This window comes from Spirosoma liriopis, assembly GCF_023196085.1.
Lineage (GTDB): Bacteria > Bacteroidota > Bacteroidia > Cytophagales > Spirosomataceae > Spirosoma > Spirosoma oryzicola.
The window spans coordinates 228,159-255,057 of record NZ_JALPRF010000001.1 but is presented as its reverse complement, the minus strand read 5'-3'; the positions used below and the strand labels follow the sequence as shown (position 1 = coordinate 255,057).

Annotated in this window: 15 protein-coding genes and 1 CRISPR repeat array; of the genes, 7 read left to right on the top strand and 8 right to left on the bottom strand. The window is 49.8% G+C overall.

The annotated features are described in order from the left end of the window. The first annotated feature begins 158 nt into the window (after positions 1-158). On the top strand, positions 159-1,787 hold the full coding sequence (locus tag M0L20_RS00995; RefSeq protein ID WP_248475243.1) for a PAS domain-containing sensor histidine kinase: 1,629 nt from the start codon (positions 159-161) through the stop codon (positions 1,785-1,787). Positions 1,788-2,086: 299 nt separating this feature from the next. Beyond that, positions 2,087-5,344: direct repeats of the CRISPR family, unit length 30 nt; unit sequence CTTCTAATCGTACCTGCGTGGAATTGAAAT. A 274-nt stretch (positions 5,345-5,618) separates the two neighbouring features. Continuing rightward, the gene (locus M0L20_RS00990; RefSeq protein ID WP_248475242.1) at positions 5,619-6,497 is read left to right on the top strand and encodes a PE-PGRS family protein; all 879 of its coding nucleotides are present in this window, start codon (positions 5,619-5,621) and stop codon (positions 6,495-6,497) included. Positions 6,498-6,695: 198 nt separating this feature from the next. On the opposite strand, the gene M0L20_RS00985 is transcribed toward M0L20_RS00990, so the two are convergent. Continuing rightward, positions 6,696-6,923, bottom strand: a complete 228-nt coding sequence (locus tag M0L20_RS00985; RefSeq protein ID WP_248475241.1) for a hypothetical protein — start codon at positions 6,921-6,923, stop codon at positions 6,696-6,698. Positions 6,924-7,705: 782 nt separating this feature from the next. On the opposite strand from M0L20_RS00985, the gene M0L20_RS00980 reads away from it, so the two are divergent. After that, positions 7,706-10,834, top strand: coding sequence for a SusC/RagA family TonB-linked outer membrane protein (locus M0L20_RS00980; protein ID WP_232558960.1), 3,129 nt, complete (start codon positions 7,706-7,708; stop codon positions 10,832-10,834). A 36-nt stretch (positions 10,835-10,870) separates the two neighbouring features. After that, positions 10,871-12,541 (top strand): RagB/SusD family nutrient uptake outer membrane protein, encoded by a 1,671-nt coding sequence (locus tag M0L20_RS00975; RefSeq protein ID WP_248475240.1) that lies wholly within the window; start codon positions 10,871-10,873, stop codon positions 12,539-12,541. Positions 12,542-12,675: 134 nt separating this feature from the next. On the opposite strand, the gene M0L20_RS00970 is transcribed toward M0L20_RS00975, so the two are convergent. The 7 genes from M0L20_RS00970 to M0L20_RS00940 all read right to left on the bottom strand — a co-directional run bounded on the left by M0L20_RS00970 (position 12,676) and on the right by M0L20_RS00940 (position 23,492). After that, on the bottom strand, positions 12,676-15,813 hold the full coding sequence (locus tag M0L20_RS00970) for an efflux RND transporter permease subunit (protein ID WP_248475239.1): 3,138 nt from the start codon (positions 15,811-15,813) through the stop codon (positions 12,676-12,678). Between the two features lie 56 nt (positions 15,814-15,869). Continuing rightward, positions 15,870-16,955, bottom strand: a complete 1,086-nt coding sequence (locus M0L20_RS00965) for an efflux RND transporter periplasmic adaptor subunit (RefSeq protein ID WP_248475238.1) — start codon at positions 16,953-16,955, stop codon at positions 15,870-15,872. Position 16,956: 1 nt separating this feature from the next. After that, positions 16,957-18,243: a TolC family protein gene (locus M0L20_RS00960; RefSeq protein ID WP_248475237.1), complete on the bottom strand. Its 1,287-nt coding sequence runs from the start codon at positions 18,241-18,243 to the stop codon at positions 16,957-16,959. Positions 18,244-18,347: 104 nt separating this feature from the next. Then, positions 18,348-19,715, bottom strand: a complete 1,368-nt coding sequence (locus M0L20_RS00955) for a sensor histidine kinase (RefSeq protein WP_248475236.1) — start codon at positions 19,713-19,715, stop codon at positions 18,348-18,350. Positions 19,716-19,718: 3 nt separating this feature from the next. Beyond that, complete coding sequence (locus tag M0L20_RS00950; protein WP_248475235.1) at positions 19,719-20,411, bottom strand: response regulator; 693 nt, start codon at positions 20,409-20,411, stop codon at positions 19,719-19,721. 84 nt (positions 20,412-20,495) lie between these two features. After that, a complete protein-coding gene (locus tag M0L20_RS00945; protein WP_248475234.1) occupies positions 20,496-21,020 on the bottom strand; it encodes a P-loop NTPase family protein in 525 nt (174 codons plus the stop codon). A 168-nt stretch (positions 21,021-21,188) separates the two neighbouring features. Next, a complete protein-coding gene (locus M0L20_RS00940; RefSeq protein ID WP_248475233.1) occupies positions 21,189-23,492 on the bottom strand; it encodes an efflux RND transporter permease subunit in 2,304 nt (767 codons plus the stop codon). An 855-nt stretch (positions 23,493-24,347) separates the two neighbouring features. Here M0L20_RS00940 and M0L20_RS00935 point away from each other — a divergent pair. Genes M0L20_RS00935 through M0L20_RS00925 form a run of 3 tightly spaced genes read left to right on the top strand, consistent with a single transcriptional unit; the run spans position 24,348 to position 26,888 of the window. After that, positions 24,348-24,755 carry a response regulator gene (locus M0L20_RS00935; protein ID WP_232558952.1) on the top strand — a complete coding sequence of 136 codons (408 nt, stop codon included), beginning with the start codon at positions 24,348-24,350 and terminating at the stop codon, positions 24,753-24,755. After that, entirely contained in the window at positions 24,730-25,959 is a 1,230-nt protein-coding gene (locus tag M0L20_RS00930; RefSeq protein ID WP_248475232.1) for a sugar transferase, read from the top strand. The genes M0L20_RS00935 and M0L20_RS00930 overlap by 26 nt, the downstream gene beginning before the upstream one ends. Further along, the gene (locus M0L20_RS00925) at positions 25,938-26,888 is read left to right on the top strand and encodes a glycosyltransferase family 2 protein (RefSeq protein WP_248475231.1); all 951 of its coding nucleotides are present in this window, start codon (positions 25,938-25,940) and stop codon (positions 26,886-26,888) included. Before M0L20_RS00930 ends, M0L20_RS00925 begins: the two co-directional genes overlap by 22 nt. Positions 26,889-26,899: the final 11 nt, after the last annotated feature.

Genomic DNA, 26,899 nt, shown 5'->3' with positions numbered 1-26,899 from the left:
ACCGATGGCCTGGTGTATTGGGTTTGCCGAATGCTTGCAACTAGCGCTTCGCTGTGTAACTTGCTCTTGAAAAATAAAGCCTGACACACTAACGTACGGGATTGGCGGACTGGACCTGGGCTAGTTCATGGATGTGCGTGTTAACTGAGCGGTCTTGGATGGGGACAAATACACCGTTGACTAATATAATCGTTGAAAATGAACGCTTACACCTTGCCTTAGAAGCCGCGCAGGTTGGGTTTTGGGATTATAATCTGGTAACAGGGCAGACCGAGTGGTCACCGATCTGTAAGCAGCTGTTTGGGTTATCGATTGATGCTGACGTAAACGCTGCTATTCTTCTGGATCAGGTTCACCCCGATGATAAGGAGCGCGTCGCTGAGGAAAACTTTAAATCGGTAAGCGGACTTAATGAAGGGGATCACGATATTATTTTCCGAGCGCGCCGAAAAGACGGCGGATTCCGCTGGCTTCAAGCCAAAGGAAAAACGATACGGCAATCGGACGGCAAAGTCGTTCGCTTCAATGGAATTGTTCAGGATGTTACCCTTGTCGTAACGGCCAGGCAGCAGCTTGAAGCCAGTCAGCAGCAGCTACATAACCTGTTCGAGCAAGCTCCGATCGTACTATCCATTGTCGGACGGGAGCCTGATTTTGTGTTCCGCTTAGTTAATGAAGCTTTTTCGCGATTGGTTGATCGTCCTTTGGCGGCACTCTTGGGAAAACCTCTTCTGGAAGCGCTGCCTGATATTGCGGGGCAGGGTGTTGAGAACCTGTTGAGGCAGGTCGCTACGACGGGAGTACCATACGTGCAACGGGGCGCACCGATAAAGCTGGTTCAGCAAGGACAAATTCGGGCGCTTTTCGTCGATTTTATCTACTATCCGCTGCGGGAGCCGAATGGCGATGTGTCTGGTGTAATGGGCGTAATTATCGATGTAACTGAGCAGGTGTTGTCCCGGAAAAAGCTGGAAGAAAGCAATGCGCGCTATCAGCAACTATCCACCGAACTAGACGACCGGGTACAGCAGCGAACGCAGCAGCTTGAGTCGGCCAATCAGGATTTACAACGGTCCAACGACAATTTAAAGCAATTTGCCTTTATTGCCTCGCACGATTTGCAGGAACCGCTACGCAAGATTCAGCAATTTGGCGATCTACTGCAAAGCCAGTATAGCGACCAGCTAGAGGAGGGGACTGTTTACATCACGCGGATGCAGTCAGCAGCTAATCGCATGTCGACGCTTATCCGGGATTTGCTGTCTTTTTCTCGTATCTCCACGGGTCAGATCGATCGAAAAGCCGTGTCCTTAGCCGATGTAATCGATACCGTGCTGGCTGACCTAGACATGGTGGTTCTGGAAACGAACGCCATCGTGGACATCCATCCGCTACCCGTTGTTCAGGGTGACGCTTCACAATTAGGACAGCTTTTTTTGAACCTCCTGAGTAATGCGCTCAAATTTCATCGATCAAACGAACATCCGACGATTAGCGTTACTGCCGATGAAGTGGTTCGTGCTGAATTGCCCAATACGGTAAAATCGGCTCGTCTGGCCAGTACTTATCATTGCATCAAGATTGCCGATAATGGAATCGGTTTCGAGGAAAAATACCTGGATCGAATATTTCAGGTGTTTCAGCGGCTACACGGCAAAAGTGAATTTGCCGGGACGGGCATCGGTTTAGCAATCTGCGAGAAGGTAGTTTCTAATCACGGCGGAGTCATCACGGCCAGTAGCCAACCCGGACAAGGAGCGACGTTCAGTGTCTATTTGCCTGCCTAAGTCGGGATTGATCCAGGTCGTTCCGAGCAATTACTCTATTTCTGTATGGCTCGTTTTTGTTTGTTCTGAGTGGCCGTTTAAGACACATAAGTCGTCAATCGGCTCGATTCGTTCTCTGACTTACACGTTATAGATACCTCAAAACAGGCTTTTCAGGGTATAACAGACTGATTATAAGAAAGTCGTCGAACGGCGTATCTTTTCCTAGCATTGCCGGTTGACGACTTTTTATGTGAATAGCCTTTCACAAAACCTATTCAGCAAGCAATAAACCCACTAGTTTAGTCGTAATTTCACGGCTTCTAATCGTACCTGCGTGGAATTGAAATCATTTTTCTCTTCAAGTGCTAGCTGTTCTTCCCACTCTTCTAATCGTACCTGCGTGGAATTGAAATATGATGTCCTTTGTTGGCTTTCGCTGGGTATTAATCTTCTAATCGTACCTGCGTGGAATTGAAATGCGTTCAATTCGGTTTGCCCAATCTTTGAGGCAAGTCTTCTAATCGTACCTGCGTGGAATTGAAATATGGAAAACCTTTGGAAAAGTACACAAAAGGAAAAGCTTCTAATCGTACCTGCGTGGAATTGAAATATAACTGCCACGATCTGCACGTTACGAGTATTCCCCTTCTAATCGTACCTGCGTGGAATTGAAATGCAGTTGCACCGATGTGTTGGCTACCACCTCGCGCTCTTCTAATCGTACCTGCGTGGAATTGAAATATAAGCGAGAAAAGTTGATTCGGGAAGGTATTGATCTTCTAATCGTACCTGCGTGGAATTGAAATTATCGGTGAGCTGTACTTAATTACTAAAGGCCCGTACTTCTAATCGTACCTGCGTGGAATTGAAATCATGGAACAGAAACAGACGATGAACCAGATACCAACTTCTAATCGTACCTGCGTGGAATTGAAATATCTCTCGCACCTCTTGAAGTATCCAAACGCTACGGTCTTCTAATCGTACCTGCGTGGAATTGAAATGCATTAAATGGATTTAAATGAACAACGCCCGCGCACTTCTAATCGTACCTGCGTGGAATTGAAATTCTGCGGGTAATCGATATACAGCATCCGGCCCGCGACTTCTAATCGTACCTGCGTGGAATTGAAATGTTTTTCTCCGGTCACCATCACCTCAAAGGCTTTTCCTTCTAATCGTACCTGCGTGGAATTGAAATCCGGGAAGATCGAGAAACTACCGATTCACTGGTACGCTTCTAATCGTACCTGCGTGGAATTGAAATTCAGGACGCGGCTACGATCACGGCCTGGTCGCCCACTTCTAATCGTACCTGCGTGGAATTGAAATGCGATCAAGGTTAGCATACCATCCTCCACCGTGAACTTCTAATCGTACCTGCGTGGAATTGAAATTTCTCATCCCAATACGCCGAAAAACCTAGTTTGTCCTTCTAATCGTACCTGCGTGGAATTGAAATTTATTGGCAAGGGAGCGCCCCTGCCGCAGTGCGTAGCTTCTAATCGTACCTGCGTGGAATTGAAATCATTCAGGTCGATGGCCATGCCCCAGCTATGCACCGATCTTCTAATCGTACCTGCGTGGAATTGAAATATAGCCCACTACAGTACTACGGCGGCTCAGACCGCAAACTTCTAATCGTACCTGCGTGGAATTGAAATGGGGGTTAGTTCTTGCATTGGTTGTGATCTTCGGGTCTTCTAATCGTACCTGCGTGGAATTGAAATTTGCACTTCAGATCAGCTCGGGTGGGTCGATACGCACTTCTAATCGTACCTGCGTGGAATTGAAATCCGCTTGTCCTGCTTCAACAAAGGGGTTTACATTCTCTTCTAATCGTACCTGCGTGGAATTGAAATTTTATTACGGCAACATCAATTACAGAAGTGCCATTCTTCTAATCGTACCTGCGTGGAATTGAAATATGGTCGACTTTGTACTTGACCAGCAAACTGACTGTCTTCTAATCGTACCTGCGTGGAATTGAAATCTTCTTTGTAAGAAATAGAATGCAGATTACGCTTACTTCTAATCGTACCTGCGTGGAATTGAAATATGGAAAAGCACACGAAAGGGCCAAAAACAAAGTGCCTTCTAATCGTACCTGCGTGGAATTGAAATTAAACCGGACTGATCGCAACATGGACGGCATTCAGCTTCTAATCGTACCTGCGTGGAATTGAAATTGTAGGTGAGCCTCGTGCCGCCCTAACAAACCAGCTCTTCTAATCGTACCTGCGTGGAATTGAAATGGGATTTTGTTGCACTGGTTAAGCCCTTGCGGTTGGCTTCTAATCGTACCTGCGTGGAATTGAAATTTCAACGCCGTGCGTTTTTAAAACACCAGTAAACGCTTCTAATCGTACCTGCGTGGAATTGAAATAGCCAGAGGAAAAGCCGGAACTGATTACCATCAATCTTCTAATCGTACCTGCGTGGAATTGAAATGCGAATGGTTCGTGGCATCAGAATACGGATTTACGGCTTCTAATCGTACCTGCGTGGAATTGAAATTCTTTTCGGATGAACAAGGCGAGCCGGAGCTTTACTTCTAATCGTACCTGCGTGGAATTGAAATGACCATGCCCTACATCTGGTCGCGGATGCTGCCCTACTTCTAATCGTACCTGCGTGGAATTGAAATGACGGTTCTCGCTATACCCAGCGACCAGCGTATATCCTTCTAATCGTACCTGCGTGGAATTGAAATGTGAGGATTATCGGTGACCAGCGACTTGATGAAGTCTTCTAATCGTACCTGCGTGGAATTGAAATCTGGCTACGTCAGCAGGATCGTAAGGCCGTGCGTATCCTTCTAATCGTACCTGCGTGGAATTGAAATCCGGCTGGGTTACTCCAGCTGCTGCTGTTACGGGAAACTTCTAATCGTACCTGCGTGGAATTGAAATAAATTAAGCCGTTTGATTATTCGTCAATTGATTTGGCTCTTCTAATCGTACCTGCGTGGAATTGAAATCACCCTCGGTGCGGTTCATCTTCGAGTAGTAATAAGCCTTCTAATCGTACCTGCGTGGAATTGAAATCCGTTAACGTGGCAGCGATCCGTCCTAAACCAACGGCTTCTAATCGTACCTGCGTGGAATTGAAATAAGATCGTCCTGCGAAAGCCAGTCTGGTTTTGGAATCTTCTAATCGTACCTGCGTGGAATTGAAATGCGAATAGTCTGACCGCTGACGTGCCGGGTAAGATCCTTCTAATCGTACCTGCGTGGAATTGAAATGACAACCACAACCGGGGGCGGTACTACTACTGGTGGCTTCTAATCGTACCTGCGTGGAATTGAAATTTGAAAAGGCTTGGCATCTGCCTGGAATATAATCGTACTTCTAATCGTACCTGCGTGGAATTGAAATACTTCACCCCGTTTGCCTCCCAGGCTTGCAAGCAGCTTCTAATCGTACCTGCGTGGAATTGAAATAAGGTTCACCCCGTCAGCCGGGAAGCCGAGCAGGATCTTCTAATCGTACCTGCGTGGAATTGAAATTCGTCAGCGCCAACGCGACTCCCGGTCCTGACAACACTTCTAATCGTACCTGCGTGGAATTAAGTGATTGGCGATACTTTATTTGACTCGAAATGTCTAAAAGCACTGGTGTGCCTGCATGGAATTGATTTAAGGACCGAAGTCTTTGGCCGGTGTATCGGTGGAGGTGAGAAGTTGCTGCTTTTTAGTGGTTTATGTGCGAGTTGGCGTTGAACCGATAAATAACATTAACCGTAGCGTAACGACCAGTGTGTCGATCTTGAATAAGATTGTAGGGAATCATTTCATCATTTGGTACGCTATGTCGTTAAGTAAATGACAGAATCAGATAAGTAAGTCTATGCGTCTTTGTTTAATTGGGTGTCTTTTTTTTGTAGTAGTCGCTTGCAAACTTGAAATTCCTGAAACGGACAGGACTCAATTTAGTACTGAGCCAACCGTAGCTTCCGTACCCATCGGACAGATTGATACCGTATCTGGACTGGCCGATAGCCGAAGTCAGCCCGGCAATTTATGGGCTATTCAGGCAAAGGATACTGCTGCTTCGCTGACGATGCTGGGACATGATGGTCAGATTGAAGGCCAGCTGAAGGTACCCAAATTTTCAAACCGCGATTGGGAAGATCTGGCAATCGGACCGGGTCCAAATCCAGGTACGACGTATTTGTACATTGGCGATATCGGGGATCAGGATCGACAATACGGTATTTCGCAAGTCTACAGACTGCCCGAACCATCGACCCTTAAAACAGAAATCACCCAGATTGAGCGGATCAATTTTCGCTATCCCGATGGGCCACAGGATGCCCGAGCGATGTTTGTAGATCCCCTGACAAATGACATTTACATCATTGCCAATCGCCAGCCAAATGTACACCTGTATCGGCTGGCCTATCCGCAAAATATCAACGAGATCACTCTAGCTGAGGCCTATGGCGAGCTACCCATTTCTCCTGTTGTTTCAGGGGCTTCTATATCGCCCGATGGCCGCGAAATCGTAGTGCGTACCTATGGGCAGGTATTTTACTGGAAACGGGCAGTTGGTCAGGCGGTTGCCGATGTCATGCAAAAAAGTAACAGCCGGGGGGCTCCGCTGCTGCCTGAGCCAAAAGGCGAAGCCATCTGTTTTGATAAAGACGGAGAGGGTTATTTTACCCTCAGCCAGCGAGCCTCGGCAACGTCTGTTAACTTGTACTACTATAAAAAAATAGCTCAGTAGGAAAGTAACTCGCTCTGTCAAACAAGCTTCCTGGTAGGGAGACTTAACAAATCAACGTCGACAGTAGCAACAACCTACGCAGGACGATACAGTAAATTAAGCTTGGGTGTGCCTTTGTAAACAATAAGTAATAAGGTTGGAATGTAACGGAAAACGCCCGATGTAAACTGATCGGGCGTTTTTTTTGTGCTGGGTAGGTTACTTACAAGTCGTTACAACGGTCAGACTACTGGTTGTAATGTTGTTCGATATAATGAACGCGTCTACTTCGTCGCCACACACTCGGTTCTCGATCCGGCTTGGCGGGGTGCCTTGTGGATTATAAGTAAGTGTTTCGCAAGTTTTGCAGTTCTTCTTTTTAAAAAGTATCCCATTACAGGCCGTTAAGCTAACGGTAGCCAGTAAAATGAGCGAAACGCGTTTCATAAGCTGAATCATATTTTTACTTGATCCGGTGTTGTTCGGATGATCGATCGGTTAGCGAAATGGTTCGATTTAGTGCCTGCCGCAATAGCAGGCGCTGAACTTCCTGACCAGGGCATCAGCAAGGCATCAGCCAAAAATAGGATCGCCGTAAATTTAGTCTTTTATAGAACGACTTGATAGCCGGGATTTGTATGCAGCGTTGTTTTTAAGCGGGAGAGGTCTCTACTTAAACGCTAATTTCTGTTCTCTCTTTCGTTCAACATGCTTACAATTCAAAGAAGCGAAACAAGGCAGGCCTACTCACCAGCAAGACAAACGCTTCCCACGATCCAGTTCTCAAAAGAAGCGTCAAAAAATATAAAAATTCTAAGTTAGATCAAGAGATAGTTGGTTTGTAATAAGCTCGTAATGGTCTTTATAAACAGTCAGTATCTGGTGAAAATATCAATATACAGTTAAAAAATCTGATAATTTTTAGCCAATGCAAACGCTTGCGGGAACGTTTGCAAAAAGCTAGTTATAATTTATTTAATAAGATATATAATATTTAAAATAGAATTATGGTTGCTGGGCTAGAAAGGCATGAGTAAACTTACCCATTCAGCTTCGTTTTCATTCTTTAGGACATCATTAAAGAGTGCTTAATTTGTATTTTATCGATAAGTGGTGCTGGCGATCCAGACCTGTTTTCGTCGCTTTAGCTAGGCGAGAATCGGTGACGTTGAGCCCACCAGTGGATAATAGACCTTTTCCAGTAATTACCTTCTAACTCTTATTCCCTTATGAAAAAGTTAAAATTCTACTTAACATGTAGGATCGTGCTAGGCTGTCTGATCCTGCTGCATATCGCTTCGGGGGTTGCTGTATCAGCCCGAGCCGCCGAAGTACCCGTCTCGGGTAGAATCACGGACGAAAAAGGGGAAGCATTACCCGGCGTCAGTATTGTCCTGAAGGGTACAACGCGCGGCACGACGACCGACGGAAATGGGCAGTTCAAACTTGTGGTGCCCAACGAAAAGTCGGTGCTTATTGTCAGCTTTGTGGGTTACCTGCGGCAGGAAGTGACGGTCAACAACCGCTCTGTAATTGACGTGCAACTACAGAGCGACGATAAATCACTGGAAGAAGTAGTGGTTGTCGGGTACGGCACGCAGAAAAAAGTAAACCTCACGGGAGCCGTTTCTACGGTCGAGTCGAAAGCCATCGAAAACCGTCCGGTCAGCAACCTGGCGAATGCGTTGCAGGGGGTAACGCCCGGTTTGAACATTACCCGCGCGAGCGGACAACCCGGACGCGAGAGTATGGCGATCCAGATTCGGGGGGTTACGTCGGCCAATGGTAACGTAAACCCGCTCGTAATCCTCGACGGCGTCAGTGCGCCAATCACGACGTTGCAAACGCTCAACCCAAACGATGTTGAAAGTATTAGCGTTCTGAAAGATGCCGCAGCAGCCGCTATTTACGGCGCTCAGGCGGCTGGTGGCGTTATTCTGGTGACAACTAAAAAAGGAAAAGCGGGTAAGGTCACGTTCGATTACCTGGCGCAATACGGTACGGACTGGTCCATCAATACACCGGGCCGGATGAGTCTGTTGGACGAAGCCAATTTTTCAAACCTTGCCCGGAAAAATTCCGGTAGCAACCCGGAGTATACCGACGATGATTTGCAGCGCATCCGCGATGGTATTCCCTACGTCATAAACCCGGCGGATACGGGTACGTACCTGTACTACAATCAGCAGTCGTTGTCGGATCAGATTTTGAAGAAAAATACGATGATGGCGACGCATAACCTAACCGCACGGGGTGGTACTGACAAGCTGAATTTTCTGATTTCGGGTGGTTATTACGAAAAGCAAGGTCTGTTTAAGGTTGGTCCTGATAATTATAAACGGTACAACCTGCGGGTTAACCTGGGGGCTCAGTTGACAAAACACCTCTCGCTTGATGCGCGCCTTTCCTATACACTTGACAAGACCAGAAGTTCGTCCGCCGATGTGAGTGGTAGTGGCTTGATCTATCAGATTAACCGATTGCGAACCCGAACGCCTTTCTTTACGCCGGAAGGTCGTTACAACGGGGCTGGTTCGGCAGCTACCGCGTATGCAACGCTCGAATCGGGCGGCTACAACAATTACGACCGCAATTTTTTCGATAACGTGTTTACGCTACAGGCGGCCAATTTCGTCAAGGGTCTGACGCTGCGGGCCGTTGCCGGGGTTCAGTACCGCTTGGGCAACCGGGCCATCTTCAACCGGACAGTACCACTCTGGGGTAAGTCGCGCGTTCTTAGCTACCTCAATCAGCCCAATTCGTACCAGCTCACGAACGAAGTGACCAAAAATACCAACCTGCAATTCCTGGCTAACTACGATGTCAAAGTAGGGGATAAGCACAACTTTGGTTTTTTTGCCGGGTACCAATGGGAAGACTATCGGTTTCAGGCTGATTCATCCAGAGCGCTTACACTGGTTAGCAACGATCTGCCAACGCTGAACCTGGGCGACGACCGGACGAAAGTGAACGGCGAAGTGATTCAAACGTATGCGTACCAGTCGGTTTTTGGACGGTTCAATTACAACTACGCTGACAAGTACTTATTCGAAGCGACCATTCGGCAGGACGAAAGCTCGAAGCTGGCACCGGGCTTACGGACCAAAGTATTTCCGTCGGCTTCGGCGGGTTGGAACATGCACCGGGAGGGCTGGTTTTCGCGGGCGCTGCCGTTCTTTTCGGAATTCAAACTGCGCGGATCGTGGGGCCGTCTGGGTGGAGCGCTTGGCTCAAACCTCGGTTATTACGATTACCTGAGTCAGTTGAGCAAAGCCGCCAATCTGGTCCTGGGCGACTCGCGGACATCGTATATCTACCAAAACTCAATTCCGTCGGGCACCCTTTCCTGGGAAACCATCGAAACATCGGACGTTGGTATCGACATGGCTTTCTTCCAGAACCGATTGCAATTCAACGGCGACTACTACGTGAAGTTCAACCGGAATATGCTGACACCCCAGCAATTGCCCGGTACGATTGGGGTTGGTACACCACGGAAAAATAATGGTGAACTGAAATCGTGGGGTTGGGAAGCCGAAATTCGCTACCGCGACCGGATCGGCAAAGACTTTACCTACTCGATTGCGGCCAACCTGTCCGACAACCAGAACAAATTGATCAGCTATTCGGGTCGGACGGTGGTTACGTCGGGCACCAACAACCTCATCGAAGGCTTCCCGATCAACACCATTTGGGGCTATCAAACAGCGGGCTACTTTCAGACCGCCGACGAAGTAAAAGCCTGGGCGTTTCAGGACAGCCGTACCGGAGCTGGTGACGTAAAATACATCGATCAGGACGGCGATAAGCGGCTGACAGTCGGGCAGGGTACGGTGGCGAACCGGGGCGATCTGCTGCTGCTGGGAACCACGCAACCCCGCTATCTTTTCGGCTTTACGTTCGGTGCGCAATGGAAAGGCTTCGACATGACGATCTTTTTGCAGGGCGTGGGCAAACGGAATTACCGACCCAACACCGAATCAATTGCCCCTTTGCTAGTAACGTGGAAACAGGCTCTGGCTATTCATGGCGATTACTGGACGCCCGAAAATCAAGGGGCTCTGTTCCCCCGGCCTTACGTTGGCGCTACGCACAATTACCTGTCTTCCGACAAATGGGTGCTCAATGCCAGCTACATGCGGTTGAAGAACTTCCAGGTTGGCTATACCTTACCGTCAACCCTGACGCAGCGTATCGGTATCGCGCGGGCACGTTTCTTTTTCTCTGGTCAGGATTTATTCACCATTTCGGGGCTGGGCAAATTCCAGGGTTACTTCGATCCCGAAGCGCGCGACGGTGTGGATAATGATTACCCGTACTTCGCCACCGCTTCTGTGGGCTTAAATGTATCCTTCTAACGAACGGCTGGACGCCAATCAAACTTGAGCTTATTTATGAAATCGATTATAAAACCTGCTTTTCTGGCCTTGGCTATGATGGCCGTTTTGCCATCCTGCGAAGTGGAACGCCTGCCCGAAACGTCCGTCAGCGACGAAACATACTGGCGCACCGAGTCTGATCTGAAAACAGCAGCCAACTATTTGTACATGTATTTGCCTGGGTTCGGCACGTTTACGCCCCCCGGATACAATAACACCTTCAATGTCACGTATGGCACCGAAGACGTATGGTCGGATGATGCGTTTGGGCTGGCTACCAACAACATCAGCGACGGATCGAGACTGGCACCGGCAACCGCGACGGATTACAACACCAATTACCTGCTGATCCGGGCGGCTAATAACGTCATTGAAAAAGCGCCACGGGCGTCGGCGGCTACGTCGGCTACGATCATTGATCGTTACATTGCCGAAGCGCGGTTCTTTCGGGCGTGGGGCTATTACGCATTGGTTCAGCGATACGGTGACGTGCCTCTGATTCTGAAAACGCTTGACGATACATCCGCTGAATTACAGGCTCCTGCTACCCCGCGTGCCCAGATCTACGACCAGATTTACCAGGATCTGGACTATGCCGCTCAGAAGCTACCAACGGCAACCGCGCTCGGAACCGCCGATTACGGACGAATCAGCAACACAGCGGCTCTGGCGTTTAAGGCTCGTGTTGCCTTGTTTGAAGGAACGCGCTCAAAGTATCACAACTATGGGGAGCCGACAAAGCACCTCAAACTCGCCGTTGACGCTGCCAAAACGGTTATCGACAGCAAGCAGCACGATCTGTTCAGCGGTAGCTACTTTGATCTGTTTCAACTAGCGGGCGAAGGACGGCAAAACCGGGAGAACATCATTGTGAAGCAGTATGGGGTATCGTCTACCGACCGGGTGGCTACGCAAAACTTCTTTCGGAGTTCGCTCGAAACTGGCAATATGAACCCAACGAAGAGCCTGACCGATTCTTATCTGATGAAAGACGGTTTGCCCACGGCAAAATCACCCCTGTACAAGGCTCCGACGAAATCGACCGACGTGTTTGTCAATCGGGATACGCGCATGAGCGATACGTTTTTCAAAATGGGTGATGCCTGGATCGGAACGAAACTTGTTTTTGACATTGCTCCGCTAGTTTTCAACCGGACGGGATTCACGTTTCGGAAATATTCGAATCTTGACGACTGGGTTACGACGCAATCGCTGATTGACCGGGTACTGCTCCGCTACGCCGAAGTGCTGCTTACCTACGCCGAAGCAACGTACGAACTAAACGGTACGATCAGCGATGCTGATCTGGAGCTGACCATCAATCGGCTGCGGGCGCGGGGCGGAGTCGCTAAGTTGACGAACGCGTTTGCCACGGCCAACGGTCTTACGGTGCGGGACGAGATCCGGCGGGAACGTCGGGTAGAACTAGCGCAGGAAGGTTTCCGCTACTGGGATCTGATCCGCTGGAAAACGGCTGAGATCGAACTGCCTAAGCCGGTTCTAGGAAATTACTTCTTTAGAACCGAATACGGTACGACAACTGCCGTCAACCTCACCTCGGATAATTACATTCTCGTTCAGGATGCCAGCTTCCGGAAGTTCGACCCGAACCGGGATTATCTGTGGCCGCTGCCCATCAATGAAATAGCGCTGAACCCGACCCTAAAGCAGAACCCAGGTTGGTAAACGTATTTAATACTCTGGCCCCTCTCCCAAAGCGGGAGAGGGGTGCAAACCAGAGCTTTCAACAGCAAACCTCCACGTTCAGAAGCACAATCAAGCTATTCAGTATCCTTTCCTGAAATAGGAGAGAACGAGTATTACATCATTTCGACCGGCTGCATGGTATTGCCTTTGTCGGAGGCTACGGTTAGTTTCTTGCGGTAAAACATCCGGTAGATGATCGGGAACACCAGCAACGTCAACACGGTAGCGGTGACGAGTCCACCAATAACGACGATAGCGAGCGGTTTTTGCGTCTCCGAACCGATACCGGTCGAAATAGCCGCCGGAAACAGACCGATAGCGGCCATCAGCGCCGTCATCACTACGGGGCGGATACGCGATTGAACCCCTTCCCGAATCGCCTGGTCAAGCGGCATACGTTCCTGTCGGTTTTTGTTGAAGACGGTGATCAGAATCACACCGTTCTGCACGCATATTCCGAAGAGGGCAATAAAGCCAACCCCCGCCGAAATTCCGAAGTTCATGCTCGTTACGTGGAGCGCCAGAATCCCACCAATCAGGGCGAACGGCACGTTTAGCAAGACCAGTCCCGCATCTTTGGCGTTGCCGAACGTGATGAACAGAATCACGAAAATGGCCGCAATACTGATCGGTACCACTTTGCCCAATTGATCGGTCGCCCGAACCTGATTTTCGAATTCGCCCACCCATTCAACCGAATAGCCTTTATCGAGCTGAAGTTTTTCACGGACGCGCTGCTGCGCTTCGGCAATGGTACTCCCTAAATCGCGGCCCCGCACCGAAAACTTAACCCCGATGAACCGCTGGTTGAGATCGCGGTAGATAAACGCCGGGCCGGTAACCTGCTTGATCGTAGCAATTTCTTTGAGCGGAATTTTGCCGCCACTCATCGTCGGTACCATCAGCCGCATAATGTCGTCGTCGCTCTGGCGATATTCGGGCAGGAACCGCACCCGGATGTCGAACTTGCGTTCGCCTTCGTATAGGATCGACGCCGTTTTCCCCCCAATCGCCATTTCGATAACCGCCTGCGCGTCAGCCGTTGATACGCCGTATAAGGCCATTTTGTGGTCGTGAAACAGGATGCTCATTTCGGGCTGGCCCACGTTGCGGATAATACCCAGATCTTTGATGCCGTCCACGTCTTTTACCGCGTCCATTGCCAGATTGGCGTACTTCTCCAGCTCATACACATCCGATCCGAAAATTTTGATCCCGTTACTGGCTTTGTAACCCGCCACCGCTTCGGCGACATTGTCGATAATGGGCTGCGAGTAGTTGTAAAGAACCCCGGCGTAATTGCGCAGCTTGGCGTCCATTTCGTCGGTGAGCTGCTCGGTCGAGATCTTCCGCGTCCACTCATCTTTGGGGCGTAAATCCACCTGAAACTGGCAGAAGTAAAACCCGTTGGGGTCCGTACCATCGTTGGAGCGGCCAACCTGGGAAAGAACCTGCTTTACTTCGGGAAAGCTTTTCAGGTCCTGCCGAATGGTTTTCGACATGGCTACACTTTCGGGCAGCGACATACTCATGGGCAACTCAGCCGTAACCCATAAAGCACCTTCGTTCAGTTGTGGTAGAAACTCTGTTCCCAGCAGGGAGGACGAGAAAAAAGTAGCGACCATGAAGCCGATCGACCCGATCAAACTCAACCGGCGGTGGCGAAAGCACCAGCCAAACGCGCCCATCACGATACGCTCGAAGAAGTTGACAATCGGGTTATTTTTCTCCCGAACGTTTTTCTTGAGCAGGATCGAGCACAATACCGGCACCAGCGTCAGCGTGAACAGTAAGGCGCCCAGCAAGGCAAAGCCGAGGGTCCAGGCGAGGGGCGAAAACATCTTGCCTTCCACTTTCTGGAACGAGAAAATAGGCAGTAGCGCCGTAATGATGATCAGCTTGGAGAAGAAAACGGCCTTGCCCAGTTCACCCCCTGTTTTCCGAATCAGCCCTAGCTTCGCCATCTTGTTGTAGCGCGTCATACCGACCCGATGAGACAGATGATCCAGCGACACAAACACCCCCTCCACCATGACGACGGCACCGTCGATGATGATTCCAAAATCAATCGCCCCCATCGACAGCAGGTTCGCCGACATACCCCGTAAGCGCAGACAGATAAACGCAAACAGCAAGGCCAGCGGGATAATGATGGACACGATCAGCGTGGTGCGCCAGTCGGCCATGAACAGAAACACGATCACTGTCACCAGCACAATACCTTCGGTGAGGTTGTGCAACACCGTACGCGTACAAAATTCGATAAGGTTGTCGCGGTCGTAGAAGGTGACCATGTTCACGTCCGACGGCAGAATACGGGTGTTTAGCTCCTCGATCTTGGTTTTTACCCGACCGAGCACGTCGCTGGGATTCTCGCCTTTCCGCATGACCACGATACCCTCGACCACATCGTCGTTCGCATCCAGCCCGACCTGACCGACGCGCGGTAGGTTGGATTCGGCTACCTCTGCTACGTCTCTGACCAGCACGGGATTGCCGCCCGTCTCTTCGATAATGATGTTTTCAATATCCTGAATCGACGTGAGCAAACCAACCCCGCGCACGACATAAGCCTGGCCGTTACGCTCAATCACGTCGCCCCCAACGTTGATGTTGCTGCGCGTAACGGCCTGGTACACTTCAAGCGGAGTGATATCGTATTTGGTCAATTGCGTCGGATTAACCCGGAGTTCGTACATCTTGTCGCGGCCACCGAATGCTACCACATCGGCGACGCCCGGTACACTCCGAAGCTGCCGGTCGATCACCCAGTTCTGGAGCGTTAATAGCTCGCGGCTGTCGCGGTCTTTACTTTCCAGCGTGTAGCGGAAAATCTCACCGGTCGGTCCGTAGGGCGGTTGCACTTCGGGTTCGACACCATCGGGCAGTGATACATTGCGCAACAGGTTATTGACTTGCTGACGGGCAAAAAAATCATCGACATCATCGTCGAAGATCACTTTCAGCACCGACAGACCAAACATGGTCGTTGAGCGGACGTTGGATTTGCGCTGAACGGAGTTCATAGCCACCTCAATCGGCACGGTCACGAACCGTTCAACTTCCTCGGCAGACCGGCCATTCCATTCGGTCACGACAATAATCTGCGTGTTCGTTACGTCGGGAAAGGCTTCGAGCGGTGTCCGCAGGTAGCTGACTATGCCAGCGATCACCAGGGCCGCTGTCATGAAAAAGATAAAAAACCGATTTTTGAGCGAAAAACCGACTATGTTACTGATGAGTTTGTTCATGGTTGTTCATGGGTGCAGAGCGCATGGATCGGAATCCATAGCCGCCCACTCAAGGCTTAATCGTTCAGCGCATTGTAGACCAGCAGCTGATCCTTGGAAATGATAGTCTCACCCGGTTTGACACCCTGGCTGATGTAAGCTACGTTGCCCAGCGACTTCAGGACATCGACCTCGCGGGTTTCAATGTCCGTGCGGTTTTTGTAGACCAGCACGTACCGTTTAGAACGGTCGAAAATAATCGAATTGGCTGGTACGGTGGCCAGCTGTCCGCCCGCTGTGTAGCGTAGCGTAACGGTTGCGTGCATTTCGGGTTTGAGCTTCATGGCTTTGTTGTCCAGCCGAATCCGAACCGTCATGGCCTTGGTATTTGGGTCAAGCACGGTGTATATTTTATCGACGTGGCCCTGGAATTTCTCGTCGGGGTAGCTCAGCGTTTGCACCGATGCTTCCATGCCTTGTTTTACCCGGCCAATATCGCTTTCATTCACGTTGGCCAACACCCATACTTCGCTGATCTGCCCGATGGTGAACAGGTTATCGGCGTTGTCGGAGCGGAGCTGCATATCGCGGTTGACGTTCTTTTCAATGACGTAACCATCGATGGGGGCTTTGACCGTGTAAATGGACGATTTGCCAATGCCGTAGATGCGCGACACTTCCCTGGTGCGGTTTACTTCGGCCTGGACCTGCTCGACTTCTTTCTGCGCGGCAACAACTTCACGCTGGGACGTCAGCTTTGATTCAAACAGATCCTGCGCAACGCGCAAGTTTTTCTCGGCCAGCAGCAAATCCGCCCGCGCCTGGATCGACTGACGTTCCAGATCCGCGACTTCACTCGACCGGATAGATGCCAGCGTTTGCCCTTTGCGGACGTAATCACCGAGTTCTACTTTGACTTCTTCGACGTTGCCACCCACCAGCGGGTACACTTTGATCACCCGGTTTTCGTCGGCCACCACCCGGCCAACCAAGGTTAATTCGTTCCGTACGGGTTGAGTGACGACGCTATCGAGCTTAATCCGGCTCATCATCGTGTCCGACAGGCGGAATGCTTTCTGTTCTTCACGAGCGGGCTTGGGCTGGCAGGACGACAACAGCAGGCTGAGCGCAAAAAGGGGTATGTGGAGTTTGTTGATAATCATGTTATTCCTTGAATAAGTCTTCGCCAATGAGGTAATTCAGTTCTTCGTAAGCGCCCACGCGGTCGGCTTTCAGTCGGTTAAGCTGCTGAACGCTATCGTTGTAGGCTTCGATCAGATCGACAAATTCAATCAGGCTGATGTTGCCTTTCTGAAAGTTGGTGATGACGCCCCGGTTCAGTTGCTCAAACTGCTCGGTGAATTGTTGCTCGAGTCCCTGCACCCGCCGTTCGACTTCGCGTACTTTTTGCAGCGATGTAGCCACTTCGTTACTGACCTGAATCGCCCGTTGGCGCTGAAGCCCACTCTGGAAGCTGATCTGGCTCCGGGCCGCCCGAATCGCCCCCTGATTGCGATTAAATAAGGGAATATCAGTCGAGAGCGACAGCCCGACGTAATTGTTGATGTAGCTGCCCGCCTGATCGTAGGCTCCGCCGATGCGCACATCGGGTACGGCCAACGCTCGTTGCAGGTTGTAATTGAGTTCCGCCTGACGCGTCAGTGATTCGGCGGCCAGCAGATCGGGCCGGTTGCGCAGGGCCATTTGCCGGAGCGTATCGTCGGGCTGGGTGGGCAGGCGGTAATGCGTTAAGTTTTTTTCGGCAACCACCGGATTAACCGGAACTTCGACCGATAAGAGTGTCCGTAGCGCCCGTTCGTCGTCGGCTAGCTGAAAAATAATGCCTGTCCGGTCGTTGTTGAGCTGAAAAAGTAACGCTTTCAGTCGAAGCAGCTCCCGCAGGGATACGTTCGTGCGATCATACTGCTTTTCGTACGCCGTTACGGTTGTTTGCAGCGTAGTAAGTTGCTGATTAAACCGCGCCAACGTCTGCCGTTGGAAGTAAATAGAATAGAACCGCGTGCGCAGATCGAACTGCAATCCCCGCAACAGATCGAGCATTTCCAGACCTGTCAGCCGGGCTGCTTCGGAAGCCAGCGCAACACGTTTGTTACGCTTGCCCGCCGTGTACAGCAGTTGCTCAATGGCTACGGTTTTCTGACCCTGCCTACCAACGTCCAGTACACGTTTGGTTTGGTTGTTATACGTACTCAGCTCAACCGTAACGGTCGGGTTGTCGTAGAGACTAGCCTGAATAACCTGCGCCTGACTGGCATCGATCCGGAACCGTTCGGCCAGCAGTTGTACGTTGTTTTTAAGGAACAGGCTGTCGGCCTGCCGGAGGGTCAGCGAAAGCGAATCCTGGGCTGGGGAGCCTGGCGTCGAGGTTGGCTGTCCCTGAGCAGAATAAGCAATTAAAAAAAAAGAGAAGATCGAAAGCAGTAACCGCATTTTACCCAAATAAATACGGCAGTAAAGATCACTATGCGCTATTAAAGGCTACTTAGAGCGGGCTTAGGGTAGCGTTAGAAATTAATTAGAAAAAAATTAGAAGCCTATACGTGAGGTAACGAAACGGTAAATGTACTTCCCGTATTCAGTTGACTATCAACCGACAAGTTGCCCTGGTGGAGTTCGATGATCCGGTCGCAGATGGATAAGCCGATGCCGAATCCATCGTAAGCAATGGCGTTGGACGCCCGGTAGAACGATTCAAAAATGTGCTGGCGATCCGCTTCCGAAATACCAATCCCCCGGTCGCGAACCGCCACCCGGCAGTAGCGTTCGTCGGTGCTGATTCGTACCAGGGCGGTGTGATCAGCGGAGTATTTGCAGGCATTGTCAAACAAGTTGAGCATAACCTGTTTCAGCAGACTCTCATTCCCATTGACGACCGTTTCGGTTTCCTCGTGCGGGATATTCTCGTAGTCGATTTCGATATGGTACGCGGGTTTGGCGCTTAGCAATTCGTCTTTCGCCAGAAAAACAATGTCGTCGATGCGAACGGTCTGAAAGGGAACGCTCTGGATCGATTCGAGCGTACGCGCCAGGAACAACAGGCTGTTTGTAAGCCCAATAAGCCGGTCTGCATCCGAAAGTAAGTTTACGAGCACTTCTTCGTGTTCGGGTACCGTCAATGGGCGACGTAACCCTAGTTGAATCTCGGATTTCAGAGCGGCCAGCGGAGTCCGTAGCTCGTGCGATGCGTGCGACACGAAACTACGCTGTTGCTCGAAGGCTTTTTCCAATCGTTGCAGCACATCGTTAAAGTTGATTGCCAATTGACCAATCTCATCCCGTCGATTGCCTTCGTCCAGCCGTTGCCGGAGGTTACGTGCCGTAATGGCCGATACCTGCTCATTGATCCGACTGATAGGCCGTAGCGACTGACCCGCGAAGAAAATGCCTAACCCGATGGTGATGCTTAATCCACCCAGCAATCCCCAGCCCAATGTAAGCTGTAGATTCGCCATCTTACTCCGGCCAAACTGGTCATACGCCGAGGACAATACGACCAGGTCGCGGCCATTCTGCTGATACAGTAAGCCTACCAGTTCGTTGTCGCCACTGTACGTTTCGACTTCTTTTTGTTGCCGGACTTCACTCAGCAAGTGAACGTCGTAGTGAATGATCTTGTCATCTACACTGCTGTAGATCAGCGCGTTGTGCTCGTCAAAAATAAGCACTTTCTCGTCAATCAGAGCGGTCAGGGTATTCCGGTCAATGATTTTGAGCAACTCCTGATCGACTTCTTTTACTTCAACCAGAAACCGAACTGTTGTTCGGCCTTTGTTCTTCAACCGCTCGTAAAACTCTTCTCGCCGGTAGTTCGCCGACACGACGTAAATAATCACCGAAAACGCCACCAGAATGGACGCAACGATCAACGAAAACTGGAGGGCGATTCGGTTGCGGATGGTCATAAGCTAGTCTTCTTTCAGAACGTATCCCATACCGGGGCGGGTGTGGATGAGCTTCGGTTCGAAATCACGGTCGATTTTTCGGCGCAGGTAGTTGATGTATACTTCCACCACGTTTGTACCCGGATCGAAATTAAGGCTCCAGACCGTTTCGGCAATATCGGCTTTGGGCAATACCCGACCCCGGTTGCGAATCATGTATTCGAGCAGGGCAAACTCGCGGGCGGTCAGGTCAATGAGCGTGTTGCCCCGTTTAACCTCTTTCCTGGTTACGTTGACCGTCAGATTGGCAACCTGCCAGATTTCTTCGGTTTCAACGCTATTGCTCAACGCCAGCCGCCGGAAACAGGTAGCGACACGGGCGATCAACTCCCGAAAATCGAACGGTTTTACCAGGTAATCGTCCGCACCAAGCGCCAAGGCTTCTACTTTATCTTCGATTTCGCCGAGCGCCGACAGAATAATGATGGGCAGGAGAGGCCGCTCCGCCCGAACCGATCGACATACCTCAAAGCCGCTTAATCCGGGAAGATTCAGGTCAAGAATCAGCAGATCGACGCTTGGTTGCAGAGCGGCCTGCCGACCATTGATGCCTTCGTATACCACCTCGGTCGCGTAGCCTTCGTCCTGAAGGCCCCGGCTAATATTTTGGGCAATACGCCGATCATCCTCAACGATCAAAATTTTCTTTTGGGCCATACTCGTGACAACGAATTTGCGACGTTGGATATTGGCTAACGGATGGTGAGTGTCAACACCCCAGTCAACGTTCTTCTTAATTACTTACAAGCCCCAGTTTCGATAACATTGATCAATTTGATGGGCTGACGATAATCGTACTTTTGGCAAATCGATGTCATAAAACATAGTCTTGTACCGATTTCTATTTTTGGGAGTCGATAAAATAATGTGATGAATCATGTCCCATTTAATTCGCTCCGGTACCCCTTCTAATCCTCCATACCTTTTGCGCTCAAATAGTGTCCGATAGAAATACCTGAGTAGACTAGTCGAGGTAGAAACATCCAAAAGGATCAAGCCTGTAGCCCGTTTGAGACGCTGCTCCATACAACTGGAGTAATTACCGTCCATAACCCAATGATCACGAGCGATTGCTGCATCGTGCAACGCTATAAATTCATTGGTGGGCCGCACTTGCCAATCCGTATTTTGTAAGTGATAAAGTTGGTCGAGATGAATCACCTCTACGTTTCGTTTTCGACCGATTGCATTGGCAAGGGTTGATTTTCCACTGTTGGATGGTCCCAGAATACATATACGTTCTCCAAAGCTTGAGAGTGGTATCATTGGCAGCTCTTTGGTTAGAATGCTTGTAACCACAAACAAAACAATTGCTTGTTAGCTAGCGGGGTGACCAACTTACAGCGTACTTGTTGCTTTCTATTGCAAAATCAATTGTCTGACTGTTGTAATTTACTTAACACTCATGCCTATTGATCCGTAACTCAAACACCATTAAACCCGATAGCGTTTCAGGCTGAGCAGCAGGGCAGGCAGCAGAATAAGGTTTGTCAGACACGCCATAAGTACCGTTGTGGCCACCAGAACGCCCAAGGCTGCTGTACCACCAAAACCGGAGGCTGCGAACACCGAAAAACCACCCGCCAGAATCAGGGCGGTATAAATCAGACTAACCCCCGTTTCGTGAATAGCCGCCGAAATAGCCGCCGACGGTGCCAGACCGCGTTGCAGCTGCTGCCGATAGCTCGTCAGAAAGTAAACCGTTCCGTCGGAAGAAAGGCCAAACGCTATACTGAAAATAAGGATAGTCGATGGTTTAAACGCAATGTCGGTATACCCCATAATACCCGCCGTTACCAGCAACGGAATCAGACATGGAAGTTTTGACATCAAGATAATGGGGACCGACCGGAACAGCACCATACCAACCAAGGCAATCAGCAGAATCGCAATGCCCAGACTTTCGTATAGATTACCAAGCAGGTAATCGTTGCTCTTAAGAAACACCAGACTGTGGCCGGTCAGGCTTACCTTGTAGCCCGTATCACGGAACAATGAATCAATGCGCGGCTGTAGTTTGCCCAAAACTTCCTGCATCCGAATGGAGCCAATGTCGGCCATTTGGTAGCTAACCCGCGCAACCTGTCGGGAACTGTCTATATAAGAGCGGGTCAGCGACGACGATGGGGACGACTTCACGCCTATTGGCGCTTCGGCCACCATGTCGTGCAGGGCAAGAGCGGGCGGAAGCACGTAATACTTTGGTGCGCCACCCCGGTAGGACTGGTACGCAAAACGAATGGCATCGACTAGTGAACGGGGTTTTGAAAACTCAGGATACTGCGCAATAATGCGTTCCATCGCCCGGATTTTGTACAGTGCCGAACCCGTTCCAGCCAAAATCCCGTTGGGCTTGCCCGTATCAATGGTCACTTCAAAAGGCAGGGCTCCTTTAAACTGCGCTTCGAAGAAACGCATGTCATTATACACCGGATCGTTTTTCGGTAAGTCATCGACCACGAACCCTTCGATCCGGATGAGCGGCAGCCCCAAGGCACTAATTACGGTAATAACGGCAATCAGACCGTAAACAAGGGGTCGTTTGTGGTGAACCCAGTTATCGATGTGGGTCAGCGTACCACGCCAGATACTGACTTCCGTTGAATCGCCCTGCTGCGTTTTAGGAACCGGAAGGTAACTAAGGATAATCGGCACCATCAGCAGGCAGATCACGTACACTGCGAGTACGCAAACAGCCGCTACCAACCCAAACTCGACCAGCAGCCGGCTATTGGTAAAGTAGAAAACGCCGAAGCCGATAGCCGTGGTTACATTGGCCAGGAACGAGGCCAGCCCAATTTCTTCAATGGTATTTTCCAGCGCCCGTTGTTTTTGCCCGTGCTCGGCCAGTTCGGCGTTGTATTTATTGATCAAGAAGACGCAGTTCGGAATGCCGATCACAATCAGCAGGGGGGGGAGCAGACCCGTTAATACGGTCATCTCATAACCGAAGAGGACCAACGCACCCACCGCAAAACACACACCCATCAGTACGACCGTGAGCGAAAGAACCACCACTTTCCAGGAACGGAACAGCAACCATACCAGCAGGCCCGTTACGGCTACGGCTAGCGCCGTAAACAGCTTTAACTCACCTGCTACCCGTTTAGATACCTCCGTCCGGATGGAGGGAAGACCAGAGTAATGAACGGTGATGCCCGTCTTTTTGGCAAAGGTGTCACCCTGCTGGCGGATGGCTGCGACGATGCCAAGGCGATCTTTCGTGTTTAACGTCTTCTCATCCAGCGAAATCGCCATCAATGTTGATTTCGTCTCGGGATTGACGAGCAGACCATCGTAAAAGGGAAGGTCCAGTATCTTTTTTTGCAAACTATCGACCTGCTGCTGCGTCTGCGGACGTTGGGTCACGACTTGTTTAATACCCCATGTCGTATCCTGCCGGGCGATGGTGTACAGGCGGCTTATGGACAGTGCGTCTTTTACACCGGGTAGTTTGCGGACTTGTTCCGTCATGTCGTACCACGACTGATAAACGGGCAGGTCGAACCAGCGCTTGTCCTGCCAGCCCACAATCATAACCGATCCATCAATACCAAACCGCTGTTTGAAGTCTTCGTAATGTTGCTGCGTGCTATCGGACAGCGGTAAAACGCGGGCAGGTTGATAGGACAGTTGCAGACGGGTCCCGAAGTTACCCATCACGATGGTTACAATAATCAGTACGGTGAGCCAGAATAGCCGCAGCTTTAAAATGCCGCGGGCAATAGATTTCCACATAAGTACGTAGTGTTACACAATGATAACAGGGCAGACTGTGGGTTCTGCCCTGCTGCTGTCAGGGATGGCCTGATCGAAAAACAAATGAAATTTTCCAGAAATACGGATAAGGTCCGTTCGCTAATCAAAAGCACTGCTTCTTAAATTAGTTCAACGACGGATTTCTTCGGGTTGTATTCGGAACTGCAAAGATTCAGTGATTCATCAAAGAATACAAATTGTCGGCTCAAATGGCATCATCCAGCGGGGAGAAGCGTAGAATAGTACAGCAGTAAAATAGTAGTAATATAAGGTTCAGAATTAATTTTATGAAGATATAGTATTTTAATATTTAGGTTTATGGCTATAAGGAGCTAACTTTTGTTCCCTGTAAACTGTTTTTTGTAAATAGCAGGTAGGGTATTTACCCATGAATTATATAACTTACGTACGATAGTTAGCGTGAGGGGGTAAATGTGTTCTAAGCGAATGCCAAACGACTGGTCTCAGGGTATAACAGAAAGGCGAATCATCGTCCGTAAGCCAGAAATCCGTATGAGCAATCCTACCGTACATTGTCGTGCAGAAATACGGAGCAAACAAAACGTATGGTAGATAAAACAGATTTTAGTTACTAAATGAGTGGAACTAGTACTTATTTAGCTGAATAGTGTAATTTTATCGTGGAATATACAAGCATAACGCTTTTTGGTGATTTCTACTTATAAATTTGCTTAAGTAACTATGGAAAAATTATCGTTTATATTAAGGTTTTATATATTTATATTAGTAAACATTTGATTATATTTACGAGAATAAAACAAGCCTTGTTTGCCAACGGGCGCTACTACATAAGCAGCTTAACTGTACTCTAGAATGAAATCACTTTACCACGTATTGGTTGCCGAAGATGATCCTTTTATCCGTAAAGTGTTGCGTCAGACACTGAAAGATGATTTTGAAGTGGTAACAACGGAAAATGGTATCGAAGCCGTAACCTGGTTAGAAGAAGGAAATCCCGTCGACATTATCCTATCGGACATTCAGATGCCTCACATGGATGGGACCGATTTGATTCGGACACTGCGGGCCAGTCCGCTTTTTCACCGACTACCGATCATTATTCTATCTACTTTTTCGGATAGTGACACGCGCATCAAATTCCTTAAGCTGGGTGCTGACGATTACATCGTGAAGCCATTCAATCCAATTGAGGTCAAAACGAAAATCAGAAGCTTACTGCGTCGAATCGAAGCCAATGACATCGACATCTCCCAACAATAGTCGACTTAACGATCAACTTCCGTTGTCAACGAATATGCAGGCGGTACAAGAAAAGCTTCAACTATTTCGGGTGCTTTACGTTGAAAGCAACGAACGACGGGTTGAGTCGTTTCGGCAGGCATTTGGTTCACAGATCGACGTAACTGACGTGCCGGATGGGCAATCTGCGCTGGCTCAGCTGGAACATGGCGAACCCGTTGACCTGGTACTCTTCAATGATGACTTGGATAGTCTGCTCTTTCTGAAGGAGTTGGGGGCTAGGCGTAAGCTCGCGCACGTGCCGGTTGTGCTGCTTACGGATCGAACCAATATTGATCTTCGGCAGGCTCCGTTTCATGGGCATGTGATCGACGCATTTCCTCATAATTACTCAGAAGAAGCGCTGCGTATTCGGCTGAAATACCTGATTCAGAAGAAAGACTACGAGCAGAGCGGTCGTATCAATCCCAAGTCGGCGTCCATTCGTATTCCAATCGGGAAACGGCTCTTTGATATTTTCGTCTCGCTGTTTATTCTGATTATGATCTCGCCCATACTGCTGGTCGTGGCGATTCTGGTCAAGCTGGATTCTAAAGGCCCGGTTTTCTACAGCTCAAAGCGAGTCGGAACGGGGTTCAAGATCTTTAACATGTATAAATTCCGCACCATGAGCACCGGAGCCGATAAACTCCTGGCGGGTATGGCATCGCAGAATATGTACAACGCGCCAGTCGTCGAAAAAACCGACGACGAACGCTGCGAGGTTTGTAAGATCGCCGGTACTTCGTGTCAGCAGCCGCTGTTCATGGACCAGAAGCAAATCTGTGAGATTCTGTACCAGCGCGAGCAAAAGGCGAAGGCGATGTTCTCGAAGTTCAAGGAAGATCCACGGGTAACGCGGCTTGGTAAGATCCTGCGCAATACAAGTATTGATGAGTTGCCGCAGTTTTATAACATTTTGCGGGGCGACATGTCCTTTGTGGGTAATCGGCCCTTACCAATCTATGAAGCGGAAAAACTGACCACCATCGGCTATGCCCGTCGGTTCGCGGCACCGGCCGGTCTGACCGGGCTGTGGCAGGTGACCAAGCGCGGCAAAGCGAAGGTTTCTGATCAGGAGCGGATTCAATTGGACGTTTTATACGCCAAAACGTATTCGTTTCGGACAGATATGCTTATACTTCTGAAAACTCTCAAGGCAGTATGGCAGAAGGAGAACGTATAAAGACGCTACCACTTATTTCGCTGATCACCATCAACTACAACCAGGCGGTGGTGACCTGCGATATGCTGGAATCAACCCGGCAGTTAACGTATCCAAATTTTGAAATTATTGTCGTCGACAATGGGTCGGTAGAAAATCCTACCGAGCGCATCCGGCAAGGAAATTATCCGAATGCAACGGTTGTCGTCAGTCCCGACAATCTGGGTTTTTCGGGAGGCAACAACCTCGGTGTCCGTTATGCCAAGGGTGATTACTTGTTTTTTCTAAACAACGACACCATCGTAATGCCCGATTTGCTGGAGAAACTGGTCGAACCGTTTCTGCGCGATGCAACAATCGGTGTCACCTGTCCAAAGATTCGCTACCACGATCAGCCAAACGTCATTCAATATGCGGGCTATCGTCCACTGAATCCGTATACGGGCCGAACCTGGTCAATTGGGCTGATGGAACCCGACAAAGGCCAGCACGATCAGCCGGGACCAACACCCTTTGCGCACGGTGCCGCGATGATGGTCAGTCGGGCGGTGCTGGAACGGGCGGGCTCGCTGGACGACAGTTTTTTTCTGTATTACGAAGAACTTGACTGGTCGGCCCGGATACGACGGGCTGGCTTTCAGATTTATTACCAGGCCGAAGCCCTGATTTACCACCGTGAATCAATGAGCGTCGGAAAGATGAACGCCATGAAAGTGTATTACCACGTTCGGAACCGATTGTGGTTTATGCGCCGGAATGTAGCGGGCTGGCAATTGCTGGTTTTTTACGTGTACTATTTCGGCGTTGCTATTCCCAAAGCGCTGATTCAGTACACGATTCGCTGGCAGCCTGCTTACCTTAAATCGGTAAAAGACGCTATCATCTGGAACCTGAAGCATTCCAGCAAGCAATCCGTTTCAGTGCCGTCACCCATGGCGATGACAGCCTGATTTGTTTATTA

What these genes read in the sequence shown, in the direction of transcription:
- M0L20_RS00995 (WP_248475243.1), top strand. Translation starts at nt 159, where the DNA reads ATGGGGACAAATACACCGTTGACTAATATAATCGTTGAAAATGAACGC.
- M0L20_RS00990 (WP_248475242.1), top strand. Translation starts at nt 5,619, where the DNA reads ATGCGTCTTTGTTTAATTGGGTGTCTTTTTTTTGTAGTAGTCGCTTGC.
- M0L20_RS00985 (WP_248475241.1), bottom strand. Translation starts at nt 6,923, where the DNA reads ATGAAACGCGTTTCGCTCATTTTACTGGCTACCGTTAGCTTAACGGCC.
- M0L20_RS00980 (WP_232558960.1), top strand. Translation starts at nt 7,706, where the DNA reads ATGAAAAAGTTAAAATTCTACTTAACATGTAGGATCGTGCTAGGCTGT.
- M0L20_RS00975 (WP_248475240.1), top strand. Translation starts at nt 10,871, where the DNA reads ATGAAATCGATTATAAAACCTGCTTTTCTGGCCTTGGCTATGATGGCC.
- M0L20_RS00970 (WP_248475239.1), bottom strand. Translation starts at nt 15,813, where the DNA reads ATGAACAAACTCATCAGTAACATAGTCGGTTTTTCGCTCAAAAATCGG.
- M0L20_RS00965 (WP_248475238.1), bottom strand. Translation starts at nt 16,955, where the DNA reads ATGATTATCAACAAACTCCACATACCCCTTTTTGCGCTCAGCCTGCTG.
- M0L20_RS00960 (WP_248475237.1), bottom strand. Translation starts at nt 18,243, where the DNA reads ATGCGGTTACTGCTTTCGATCTTCTCTTTTTTTTTAATTGCTTATTCT.
- M0L20_RS00955 (WP_248475236.1), bottom strand. Translation starts at nt 19,715, where the DNA reads ATGACCATCCGCAACCGAATCGCCCTCCAGTTTTCGTTGATCGTTGCG.
- M0L20_RS00950 (WP_248475235.1), bottom strand. Translation starts at nt 20,411, where the DNA reads ATGGCCCAAAAGAAAATTTTGATCGTTGAGGATGATCGGCGTATTGCC.
- M0L20_RS00945 (WP_248475234.1), bottom strand. Translation starts at nt 21,020, where the DNA reads ATGATACCACTCTCAAGCTTTGGAGAACGTATATGTATTCTGGGACCA.
- M0L20_RS00940 (WP_248475233.1), bottom strand. Translation starts at nt 23,492, where the DNA reads ATGTGGAAATCTATTGCCCGCGGCATTTTAAAGCTGCGGCTATTCTGG.
- M0L20_RS00935 (WP_232558952.1), top strand. Translation starts at nt 24,348, where the DNA reads ATGAAATCACTTTACCACGTATTGGTTGCCGAAGATGATCCTTTTATC.
- M0L20_RS00930 (WP_248475232.1), top strand. Translation starts at nt 24,730, where the DNA reads ATGACATCGACATCTCCCAACAATAGTCGACTTAACGATCAACTTCCG.
- M0L20_RS00925 (WP_248475231.1), top strand. Translation starts at nt 25,938, where the DNA reads ATGGCAGAAGGAGAACGTATAAAGACGCTACCACTTATTTCGCTGATC.